Genomic DNA, 11107 nt, shown 5'->3' with positions numbered 1-11107 from the left:
GAAAGAGCTGGAAATATACCAGCGTTTTGGTGGATCCCGGTGAGAAAGTTGCTATTGGTGCCACGGTGGATGGAGATGGCAATGATATCAAAATATTCGAGCGAAGAAACTTCTTGATACGCTCAATTGCCGAAGTGCAGCGGGTCGAAGGACTGGAGGAAGCGGAAGTTTACAACATATACGCAGCGAAGATCTTTCAGACTGCTATGCCTCAAAGTAGTATTCGGCCGCGAGTAATGTCGTTTGTTGCGGAGAATGGCGGGATTGAATCTGATCTGTATTCAATTGAATACGTTCCCCGTTCAGGGAGAAATAAAGGGCTCGTGTACGAGCAATTCTATAAAGGTGAAAACTTTCGGCTCTTCGCGTGGCTTCGAGATGTTGCCGAAGAACGTGATGGCGTTCTTTTTAAAAAAGAAATGCGTGGAACCTATTGGGACTACGCCAGTGAAACTAAGAATCTGACTAAAGAAGGCGGTGTTGAGTTTAAGAACGGTAAGAAGCCGCTTTCGATGCTGCGTCGCATCCTTGGAATGCAGCCCGACAAAGACATGATGGTGTTGGACTTCTTCGCGGGCAGCTCCACCACCGCGCACGCAGTTATGCAGTTGAACGCTGAAGACGAGGGCAACAGACGTTTCATTATGGTGCAACTACCGGAGCCAGTCTCGGAACATTCGGAGGCGCTCAAGGCAGGTGTTGCGACAGTGGCGGATATCTCGCGCAAACGCATCAAACTTGCTGGTGAGAAAATTTTGGCAACAAGCCCGATTACTACGCAGTCACTCGACACCGGCTTTAGGGCATACACGCTCGCGGACACGAACTTCACGAAGTGGCGCGCAGAGAGCGACGTTGAGACCAATGTGCTGGAACAGCACCTGCTCGATCTTCGCGATAGCGCAGACGACAACGCTACACCGGAGTCTCTCCTTGTCGAGCTCCTGCTGAAGCAGGGGTACTCGTTAACGGAGGAGGTCGGCGACGCCGATATCAGCGGGCTTCGGCTCAAGTCGGTAGGTGGCGGCCTGGTGCTGGCCTACCTCGATGAGCATGCTAAGCCGACTTTGCAACAGCTGCGTGAAGTACTTGACAGCCCCGACTTGGTAAAATTTGTCATTCTGGAGGATGCCTTCAAGGGTGATGATGAGCTGAAGGCCAACCTTGCGCAGGAAGCTAAGTCGCGCAATGTGGAACTGTGGACGGCCTAAAGTGATGGAGTTTAAGTTCGATTCCAGGCAGCCGTTTCAACAGGAAGCCATCGCATCGGTGGTTGACCTGTTCGAGGGGCAGCCTGCTGACGCTGATGCCTTGGAGGCAAAGCTCCAGGGTATCCTGTCGGTGTCCGACGGACAACAGTCGTTCGACATGGCGGCCGAGGTGGGTGCAGTCGGCAACAACCTGTTACTTGACGAAGAAGCGTTGCTTCAGAACCTACAGGCCGTCCAAGACCGAAACGGTCTTGAGGTTGCGGCAGAACTGTCGAGTAACGAGCTCGACTTCGATATTGAAATGGAGACCGGTACAGGGAAAACCTACGTTTATCTGCGAACGATTTTTGAGCTCGCGCAGAAGTATAACTTCCGGAAATTCGTCATCTTGGTGCCGAGCACTCCCATCAAGGAGGGCGTGACCACGAGCATCAAATTGATGGCCAAGCACTTTCAGGAGCTCTATGCGGAGCCGTTCGATGCGACCGTCTACAGCGGTAATACCGCAGAAGAAGTCCAGTCCTTTGCCACTAGCACCAGCGTACAGATCATGGTGATGAGCATTCACGCTCTGCGCGGCGATAAAAATTCGCGAATCATCCACCAGGTCCGTGACAGGCTTAGTGGTCTCCGCCCGATTGACTATCTGAAAGCCACGCGCCCGGTTGTCATCATGGACGAGCCGCAGAACATGGAGTCGCTGCTTAGCCAGTCGGCAGTGATGGAGCTATATCCGCTTTGCACACTGCGCTACTCGGCAACCCATCGCAAGACGAGAAATGTCGTTTTCAGGCTCGACCCGGTCGATGCGCACGACCTGGGCTTGGTCAAACAGATCGTTGTAGCAGAAGCTTTGCAACAAGGTGCCGATGCAACGCCTTACGTAAAGCTCGTGTCGGTGCGGAACGACACGAGCTTCGTCGCTCGGATGGAGCTCGCGGTTCGCAAAAAGTCGGACGGCTCGATTGAACGGAAAACCCTCAGCGTCAAGAACGGGCAAGAGCTCGCCGTTGTCACGCGAAACTCAGCATACGACGGGTGGCGTCTCAATGAGCTCAGCATCGAGCCCGAATCGGTCGAGCTGTTTCCTCACGGTTGGTTACAGGCAGGGGAAGCGATCGGGGGCTCAAACGACTCGGTATACCGAGAAATGATCCGCGAGACAATTCGCGAGCATTTACGCAAGGAAACAATGCTTCGCTCGCACGGCATCAAAGTACTTAGCCTCTTCTTCGTTGATAAGGTTGCCAGTTTCCTCGGTGAGGGCTACGACAACGTCACCGCTAATGGCGATTTCGTGAAGTGGTTTGATGAATTGCTGCGCGAAGAGCGCGCTAAGAGCCCGAAATGGGCAGCGCTGCTCCCCGGTGACCCAGTCAACTACCGGCGCGCCTACTTTTCTATCCTCAAGGGCAGAAAGGGGCAGAAGGACACTTTCAAAGACACTAGCGGGGTTACGGCCGGCGATGACGATGCCTACGAGCTGATCATGCGCAACAAAGCGCAGCTCCTGGACGAGGCTGAACCAGTGCGGTTCGTCTTCAGTCACTCCGCATTGCGTGAAGGCTGGGATAATCCGAACATCTTCCAGATCTGCGCTTTAAGGGAAATGGGCGAATCGGCGGAGCGGCGCCAGACGATCGGTCGTGGACTGCGGTTGCCCGTTAACCAGACAGGTGAACGCGTGGCCGATCGCGGCATAGCCCAGCTTACAGTCGTAGCCAACGAGTCTTATCGTGAATTCGCAGACAGCTTGCAGAAGGAATACCGCGATTCTGGCGTGAGTATCGGGCTCGTTCGGGTTGGTGAATTCGCTAAGATCCCCACTCTCGATGAGGAATTGGGCGAGGAAAGACGCCTCGGCTTCACTGGCTCGAAGCTGATCTGGAACGAGCTTGTCGAGCGCAGCTTCTTGGACAAGGAGGGCAAGGTCACCGCGAATTTCCGTCCGGAGACTCTTGGCTTTGGTCTTGGGCCTGCCCCGGACTTCTTTTGGCCGCAAAACCAAATTATTCAAGTGATGCTAAACTGCCGAATCGAGCGGCTGGTCAAAACACAGCGGAAGCGGGTGGCTCGCAAGCTGAATAAAGAAATTTACTCCTCGCCTTGGTTCGAGGAATTCTGGCGCATTATCTCGCAACGCACCACCTACCGGGTGTCCCTAGACCGCGAGCAGGTCATTGACAATGCGGTCAACAAGATTAAGGCGGAACAGCCCATTCTGCCTCTACGAGTCCAGGTAACCCGGGCCGGGCTCAAGATCGTACGCGGTGGTACGAGGACGGATGAGACTGCCACCCGGTCGGCGAACCTGACAGGTGCTTACCAGCTCCCGGACATCATCAGCGAACTGCAAGGAGCGACGTCTTTGACTCGTACGACGTTGGTCGATGTGCTGATTCGTTCGGGCAAATTGGGAGAGTTTATCGGGAATCCAAACGATTTCATCGCGATGGTTAAGCGCAATCTGTTGAACGTAGTGGCAGCATCGGTCCAAGACGGAATTCAGTACGAAAAGGTCGGCGGCTATGTTTATGAGTTGCGGGAACTGCAGGCCGACGGTGCCGAAGCGCGCGACCTGTTCATCGATCGTGCCTATAAAACGAGTTCGTTCGATGACGGTAAGACCGATTTTGATTACATCCAGATCGACTCCGATGGTGCCGCGGCACCCGAGCGATTGTTCGCCGAAAAGCTCGACTCTCGTGAGGATGTCAAGTTCTTTATGAAGCTGCCGGAGAAGTTCAAGATCGAAACGCCCGTTGGGCCTTACAACCCCGATTGGGCGATCATTAAGCAAGACGCCGACGGCTCCGATCGGATCTACATGATCCGCGAAACGAAAAGCACGCTTGATGACTCGAAACGTCGTCCAACCGAGAACGCCAAGATTAACGCTGCAACCGAGCACTTCAAACAGCTTGGTATTGGCTCCGAGACGATCCCGGCCTTCGCAGTTAGCGTCCCTGGCAACTGGAACTTGTGATGCGCAGAATACGAGGCCATGTAAAGATTGCCCGTTCGACTTCAATTCTCGATTTTGGCGGTCGATCGGGGTAGGGCATGCCCGTTCTGTGAAAGTGAGTTCGTTGGACAGACAGCCAGACAGACGGGCGTGGCAGCCCCCCCCGATATTCGGACCACCGCGTTGTAGCGCCACGGTGTAATGGATGTCAGTCGATCTCGCAGCCCTCGACCGGTTGGCGGTTGTGGGTGCATTGGGCAGCGTACTCGGCCGGCGTGCGGCAGTCCAGGGATGAGTGCCGGTGTCGATGGTTGTGGTTCTCTTTGAAGTCCTCGATCACAACCCTCGCCCTGAGCAGGCTCGTCCAGTGATTGCGGTTCAGGCACTCCTTCCGTAGGTGATTGTGGAAGGACTCGATGTGTCCGTTGTTCCACGGCGTTTCCGGCGGGATGTAGGAGATACCTACACGGCCGCGGCAGAACTGTTGCAGGTTCTCCCTCGACACCGCCGGCGGTGATCAGATCGGCACCCAGAGTCTCACCAGGCCACCGATCCGGCGTCGTCGAAGAATCCGCCTCGCGGTCCATCGTCGGGCAGACTGGCAAGCTGTAGAGCGATGCGCGCACCCTCCTCCGGCGTGCGTGTGGAGGCGAATCCGGTGAAATCCGTTGCCACATAGCCCGGGCAGCATGCATTCACGATCACCGCAGTGTCCGCGAGCTGCCGTGCGTACTGCACGGTCATCGCGTTCACCATGGTCTTGGAAGGAGCATATGCCGCCATGATCGGGCCGGTCTGCAGCGCGAGCGAGCCCATATTGCTCGAGACGTTGACGATGCGTGGCGAAGTAGATCGAAGAAGTGCCGGGAGTAGTGCGTTCGTCACTCTGATGACCCCGAATACGTTGGTATCGAGGGTAGTCCGCAGTACGTCGATATCGAGCGTCGTCGGATTCTGCTGTTCGCCGCCGGAAATGCCTGCATTGTTCACCAGTATGTCGAGGTCATGGATCGAGTCGGCCGCAGCGGCAACGCTGTGATCCGACGTGACATCGAGGGGGACTCCGAACGCGTCGATGCCCGCAGCACGAAGCTTGTCGACCGCGTCCTGTCGTCGTCCATCGTTGCGGGCCCCGACTCCCACTCTGATTCCCTGCAGTCCGAGTCCGTGCGCGATGGCAAAGCCGATCCCTTTGTTGGCGCCGGTGACCAGCGCGGTCTTCGTTGTCATGCAGTCCATGGTCGGCGTCTGGCGCAGGTGCGTCCAATACCGATCGACCAACCAGTGATACTCAACGGGTATCACAACTAGGCTGTCGGCGTGGACGATCTCGAAACGCGCGAACTCCGGTACTTCGTTGCCGTGGCCGAGGAACTGCACTTCGGACGCGCCGCGCAGCGATTGGGGATCGCGCAGCCACCACTCTCGCGGGCAATCAGCAGGATGGAGCGCCGACTCGGCGTCACCCTCCTGGATAGGAATCGTCGCGGAGTCGCTCTCACTGCTGCCGGTGAAGTGCTCCTGAGGGACGCTGTAACGGCGCTCGACGCCGTCGCTGCGGCAGTGCAGCGAGCGCGAAGCGCTGGGAACGTCATCAAATTGGTGACCAAAGCCGGTGCGTCCCATGAGCTTTTACGACGCGTGCTCGACGCGCACCCCACGAAGGTGGACATCGTGTTGTGCGAAGTCGGTGAGCAGGCCGAATATCTCCGCCGCGGTGACGCCGACGTGGCGTTGATGCATCGCCCCGTCGACGACCTCGTCGGGTTCGACTTCGAGGACCTCCTCACCGAGGGGCAGGTCGCGATCGTTCCGCGTGATCACCCCTTGGCCTCCAAAAGTGAAGTGGCCATGGATGATATCCGCGATGTGCCGGACCTACCGATGGCCCGATGGCCGCAGCTCGACGGGACCTATTCGGAGGGGCCCGGGCCTGAGGTGCGCGCTCAATCGCAGATCGCCCAACTGGTCGCGCTGGGTCAGGCGCTGCTGGTGATCCCAGCGTCGAGTCGCGCGTGGCAGTGGCCCGACCACGTGGCCGTTCCTGTGGCCGATGCGCCGATGATTACGACGGTTATCGCGTGGCCGGCCGGAGTCCGGTCGCCGGCGGTATCGGCCTTGGTCACGTCGGCTGTCGGTGCATCTTTCCAATGACGAACTGAACCCGTCGGCGGTGCCGAATCGCCAACCGCCGTCGTACTGAGCGAGGCCTCAGCCGAAGGCAATGCGAAGCCCGACGCTCGCTGTGGCCCCGCCGGCGCTGAGGATGAAGTTGTGCCGTCCTTCGTCGCGGAACACCATCTGCATCGGCAGGAACCAGAATCGGTTCTCGCCGGTGAAGCCGGCACCGGGAATTTGCAGCCCCCGCTGATTCACGATGTGTTCGCCGTTCGCGTCGAGCACTTCGAGAGTCGCGGGAAAGTCCTTACCGATGTCATCGGGTCCCGTCTGCAACAGTGCGACCAGCCGGCATTCGAGCATGCGGGTGTCGCGAGGAACCGTGCAGGTATCCCAGACGCCGCCGAGGATGTCGAGCATGTCGTTGGAGGCTCGCGCGTACTCGGCGAAGAACAATCCGGTGATGATCATCGGTTGAGGTCACCCGTTTCGTAGTATCGAAGTGACTTCATGGCGTCCAGGACGGTCGGGCGCAAGGGTGCCGGCACCTCGTATGTCCCGTCGCAGACCAGCCACCCGTCGGCGATGAATTGGTCCAGTAGGCCGCGGAGCATCAACGCAATGATGTGTTCGTACAGATCTCCGGAGTGGGCCGAACCGACTTCCGGAAGCCGCGTCCGTGGAGTGCTCGTCATCGCGGCGAGAACTATCTGTCCGGCAACGACATCGGGGGCTTGCGACTGGCGGCGCGGGTCCTCGCTGAGGAAGTACCGGCGGATGACGTGCGAGAGAGCCGTCCGGTGGGCGGCCAGCGAGCCGGGAAGTGAGTGGGCGAACTCGTCGGCCCAGGGACCGCGTATCGCCGTGGTGGATGTCAACTCGATCAATCCGGCCGCTGTTGCCGCATCCCACAGCGTCATCAGGTTGCGGATGTCGCGCATGGATCGTGAATTCCGCGCACGCGCGTCCAGATCCACCCCGACGGCCTTCGCCAGCTCGCTGACCGACCCGGGCCGGGGAACACCTGTGCCGGTGATCGGTCGTGACGTACCGAGCCAGTCGAGGAGCGAACGAAGCTGCGCTATCGGCTTCGATGCGGTCAGCGCTGCGAACTCGTCCTCGGCGGTCGGTGGTGTGAGCTCGATATCGTGTGGTGTCGGTCCTTCGACCGGGGACTCGACTGCCGGCTCGATGTCGTCGGCGAATTCGGTGTTGGTGGTACGGGAGCCCCGGCGACCGAACAGTGGAATCACGCGAGCTAGGTTGCTGTCTGTTCGGTCGGAGGGCACGAACACAGCATAGGAAAAATGTGGGCACTGCGACGGAACGAGCCGAACCGCAGGTGGTCTTCCGGACACGTTCATGCTGGCCGCGACGGACGGCAACGATGGATACGACGAGCGTGATACCGGAGCCCTCGACGTCCTCCGGGAGCTCGGCCCGAGGCCTGCACCGGAGCGGTCATGACAATCCAGTGCGCGACCTCGGTGCACGGGGTGCGTGCAGTGGCTGCCGCTTTCGGCCGATGGTGCGTGTCGTACCTCTCGGCTATGGTCGGGAGAGGTTCATGAGTGGCAGTTGTCGGTACCTGGCCGGCTGTCCGGCAACCCCGTCTCCATCGACAGGGTGCCCCAGGGGAAGAACCGGCGCGTCCCGCAATCGCAGGCGCGCAAGCCGATGGAGGGTTGCACCTCCAGGATGAGGTGAACAATGTCCGGTAGTGGTGAACTCGAAGCAGCACAGGCGAAGTGGGAACCCATTCCGCCCGAACGCCGTCGTACCTGGTGCCAGACGCTCCTGAGTTTCCCGCCGATCTGGTACGGCGTGTTTCCGATGCTCGAGACTCGGAGGTTGGTACTCCAAGGCGGGTACGCGAACGCAGAAGCCTGGATCGACCTCGCGAAACGTGCTGAAGCAGTGGGATTCACGCCTCGGACGTGGCTGATCTTTCGGCAGAGTCTCGAACCCGCGTACCTGAAGGATCGGTTCCCGTCCCATCCCGAGAACATGCCCAAGCGGCGTGGAAACGGCGGTGTCGAGACGGTGGTGGTCGATCCCGAGGACTTCTCTGAATGGCCATGGCTGTTCGAGGCGGGGTATCGCGCGGGAGAGGCGACCTTGCAGGCGCTCTCTCGCTGAAGCCATCCACCAGGCCCTCGACGGGGTCGGCTTGTCGATGGAACCGCGGAGATCGCTGTTGCGTCTGACAGTCAGGAGCGGCAATGACTGTCGACCGATTCCGGAAGGGTGGACACGCGTGGAGCTTCCTCTCGTACGGCACACGATTGTGTCTTTGGAGTTCGGGTTCTCCCTCGCGTTGCACACAGATCGTGATTGCGAAATTCGCATCGAGTCGAATTTTCGAGTCGCTGAGCCCGCGGTTAGGGGGTTTCGCGGTGTGCCGCACACGCTGCTACCCGAAGACAGTACTGTCCAGCGTCTTATCGGCAGACTGGTCGTGTACGCGTATGCATCCGATGATGGCGGCTTGCTGATGGAGTTCGCCGACCGTGCAAGCTTGGTAGTTCCCTTCGACCCTGATTTCGAAGCGTGGACAGTTGCAGCGCCCGAGGGCTTCAAGGCAGTCAGTGTGGCGGGCGGCGGGCTTACGGTGTGGGACTGAAAAAACAATCTGGCGAGTGCTACTGGACCTGACAGCAGCCCAAGACCATGGAACCGGCGCGATCCCTGCTGCGTCTGATGCTGTGGGGCAGCGTCGGCAACGCCATCGGTGATGGTGATGCTGCAGTGCCGGCAAGGGGTTGACAATCGGTGAACTGGCGACAGGGGCGCGGGATGCGATTTTTTGACGTGCAGCCCAGTGAAGTGCGGCGCTGGGTGGCATCGCCGGGGTCGATGATCGCTCGAAGCGCGATCTTCGGGGTTGCGGCGCTGATTGCTCTGTACTTGTGAGTGGTGAGTGTCGTGGAGGGAATGATCGCCTCTGCGCTGTCGACACTTGGATTTTCTGTGTTCTGCATCGGCACAATGGCTTTCGCGTGGACCAACGTCCCGTCGATCACGACAGGCTCTGACGTCCGCCGTTGGGTGCAGGGCTCGACTGTGCGCTACAACCCGCTGGGCTTGAGTTTGCTCGCCGTTATAGTCAGCTCTCTGTCGATCTGCGTGATCGCGATGGACTTCACCTCGGGTGGGGTGGGATGGGTTCTTGCGGCAATGGGATTGTCCATGGCCTCATTTCTGATTCCAATCCTGTTGCGCAGCATTCGCAACGGCTACCTCGAGCTTTCGGACGACGGGATTCGCCACCGCGGCTGGGCATTCGACATCCAGGTACCGTGGGTGGATATCCGAGACACCGCTGTGGTTGTGGAGTCGTACCCGTTGGTTCTGGTTAGGGTCGACGAAATGGCGAAGATGAACCGGCGCTTCACAACCTTGCTCTGGAGAATCGAAATTATGCCGAAAGGTAAGTACATCGAACTCGACTGCAGACGCTTCGATGTCCACCCGGTGGCGCTGGAACAGTGGATTCGGTTCTATATCGACAACCCAGACGCCCGAGTCGAACTCGGAACCGATGCAGCAGCAGAGAGACTGACGGGCGTGGGTGTGCAGCGCGCCTGACCAGACTGTGCGACGTCATCAACGAGTTCCGGTACGCAAGACCCTGAAATCGTTGCGTACGAGACGATCGGAACCCTTTACCGAGAACCGATTTGGGTTCCATTGCTGAGCTCTACGGCCACGCGGGGTTGCAGTCCGCCTGGCCGGTCGGGCATTGAGGCTTGGTCAACGCGAATCCAGAGGTGGCACAGGCGTTCCGGATCGAGTCCGCAAAGTAAGGTCACAGCCCAGCGCATTCGCGATGGCGATCGCACCATCGAGTTGGATCGAGTCTTTGCCGCCTTCGAGAGCTTGGATCGTCGACCGACCCACGTCGGCGAGCAATGCCAACTCTGCTTGAGTGAGGCGTAACTGAAGCCGACGTGCGACGAAGGCGGCCGCCACCTCACTCGGATATCTCCGACTTCGTCGTCGCGGATGGGCCATATTCGCTCCTTATGCTTGCGACTACATGCATAGGCGACAATACGCTCCTCTTTTATAGGACTGAGCCCTGTTATGCCTGTGAACGAAGGCATAACGGCCTTTCCGAATGTCGAATCGCCCGTGTCGGTGGTCAGTTCATTGCGATACTGAATCGACATTGCCTGTACCGGGGACGGGTCCATGCAGTCTCGACCAGCTCGGGGTTGGCATGTCCAGCGCAGTACGTCGAAGCAGCAGGGTGCACGCCGATTCTGTGTTGATGCGTTCCCGCCTGATTCAACTCGGTGCGACACCGGCTGTGAATCTCAGCGCTGGCGTGACCGACATCCTGATTCTGGACGGCGGCGATGGAGATCCCCGGATGCCGAAAGTGAAAGAACGGGATCTCACGTTGCTGACACCGGCGGCGATATACCGTGAGCTCAAAATCGAGGTGCCTGCTCCGCTTCCGGCGCGGCGGTCCCGAATCGCCCCGCTGGTGCCACGTGGTGGTGTCGTCGATCTGGATCCAAGCCTCACCATGCTGACTTTGAACAGTTCGTGGCGGGCCGACGAGTCCGAGCAGGTAGGCGTCGACGTCGTCGCATTCCTGGTCAGCGACGACGAGTTGGTCTCCAGTGACGAGGATTTCGTGTTCTACAACGCTCCGGCCACCTCGGACGGTGCCGTCTCGATGTCGATCGACGGTGACAGTGAGCAGGGTGTCCGGATCGACCTGACGCTCGTTCCCGAGGAATGCGCGCGCATCGTCATCGCCGCAGCCATAGACGGCGACAAGACGTTTGGCGACGTCGGTGCA

General features: G+C 59.0%; 11 protein-coding genes, 1 pseudogene and 1 riboswitch. Of the genes and pseudogenes, 7 read left to right on the top strand and 5 right to left on the bottom strand.

Annotation, left to right across the window (positions count from 1 at the left end; genetic code table 11):
- Together A2J02_RS04020 and A2J02_RS04015 are read left to right on the top strand one after the other, a co-directional pair.
- Positions 1-1211 (top strand): DNA methyltransferase (locus A2J02_RS04020; protein WP_231911406.1); only part of this gene is annotated, 1211 nt, incomplete at its 5' end.
- A gap of 4 nt (positions 1212-1215) precedes the next feature.
- Positions 1216-4197: a restriction endonuclease gene (locus A2J02_RS04015; RefSeq protein WP_068047110.1), complete on the top strand. Its 2982-nt coding sequence runs from the start codon at positions 1216-1218 to the stop codon at positions 4195-4197.
- Between the two features lie 187 nt (positions 4198-4384).
- Here A2J02_RS04015 and A2J02_RS04010 read toward each other — a convergent pair.
- Together A2J02_RS04010 and A2J02_RS04005 are read right to left on the bottom strand one after the other, a co-directional pair.
- Positions 4385-4645: pseudogene (locus A2J02_RS04010) on the bottom strand (integrase core domain-containing protein); the annotation flags it as partial.
- A gap of 68 nt (positions 4646-4713) precedes the next feature.
- A complete protein-coding gene (locus tag A2J02_RS04005) occupies positions 4714-5406 on the bottom strand; it encodes an SDR family oxidoreductase (protein WP_231893671.1) in 693 nt (230 codons plus the stop codon).
- A gap of 90 nt (positions 5407-5496) precedes the next feature.
- Here A2J02_RS04005 and A2J02_RS04000 point away from each other — a divergent pair, with 90 nt between their 5' ends.
- On the top strand, positions 5497-6330 hold the full coding sequence (locus tag A2J02_RS04000; RefSeq protein ID WP_068047107.1) for a LysR family transcriptional regulator: 834 nt from the start codon (positions 5497-5499) through the stop codon (positions 6328-6330).
- A gap of 57 nt (positions 6331-6387) precedes the next feature.
- Here the strand turns inward: A2J02_RS04000 and A2J02_RS03995 are convergent, their stop codons facing one another.
- Complete coding sequence (locus tag A2J02_RS03995; protein WP_068047104.1) at positions 6388-6765, bottom strand: DUF6941 family protein; 378 nt, start codon at positions 6763-6765, stop codon at positions 6388-6390.
- Positions 6762-7547: a hypothetical protein gene (locus A2J02_RS03990; protein WP_068047101.1), complete on the bottom strand. Its 786-nt coding sequence runs from the start codon at positions 7545-7547 to the stop codon at positions 6762-6764. The genes A2J02_RS03995 and A2J02_RS03990 overlap by 4 nt, the downstream gene beginning before the upstream one ends.
- A gap of 310 nt (positions 7548-7857) precedes the next feature.
- Positions 7858-7976: riboswitch (SAM riboswitch) on the top strand.
- 28 nt (positions 7977-8004) lie between these two features.
- Here A2J02_RS03990 and A2J02_RS03985 point away from each other — a divergent pair.
- The 3 genes from A2J02_RS03985 (at position 8005) to A2J02_RS03975 (ending at position 9882) form a co-directional block, all read left to right on the top strand.
- On the top strand, positions 8005-8433 hold the full coding sequence (locus tag A2J02_RS03985; RefSeq protein WP_068047100.1) for a mandelate racemase/muconate lactonizing protein: 429 nt from the start codon (positions 8005-8007) through the stop codon (positions 8431-8433).
- 118 nt (positions 8434-8551) lie between these two features.
- Positions 8552-8917, top strand: a complete 366-nt coding sequence (locus A2J02_RS03980; protein WP_068047099.1) for a DUF6188 family protein — start codon at positions 8552-8554, stop codon at positions 8915-8917.
- Positions 8918-9219: 302 nt separating this feature from the next.
- The gene (locus A2J02_RS03975) at positions 9220-9882 is read left to right on the top strand and encodes a hypothetical protein (protein ID WP_156516075.1); all 663 of its coding nucleotides are present in this window, start codon (positions 9220-9222) and stop codon (positions 9880-9882) included.
- A 165-nt stretch (positions 9883-10047) separates the two neighbouring features.
- Here A2J02_RS03975 and A2J02_RS27090 read toward each other — a convergent pair whose 3' ends face one another.
- Positions 10048-10308: a helix-turn-helix domain-containing protein gene (locus A2J02_RS27090; RefSeq protein ID WP_082898556.1), complete on the bottom strand. Its 261-nt coding sequence runs from the start codon at positions 10306-10308 to the stop codon at positions 10048-10050.
- A 298-nt stretch (positions 10309-10606) separates the two neighbouring features.
- Between A2J02_RS27090 and A2J02_RS03970 the strand changes: the two genes are divergently transcribed.
- Positions 10607-11107: TerD family protein (locus tag A2J02_RS03970; protein ID WP_231911405.1), on the top strand; the 501-nt coding region annotated here is incomplete at its 3' end.

The organism is Rhodococcus sp. EPR-147, from assembly GCF_001647185.1.
Lineage (GTDB): Bacteria > Actinomycetota > Actinomycetes > Mycobacteriales > Mycobacteriaceae > Rhodococcoides.
Note: the sequence above shows the minus strand (reverse complement) of the source record. Positions and strands in the feature narration are given on the sequence as shown.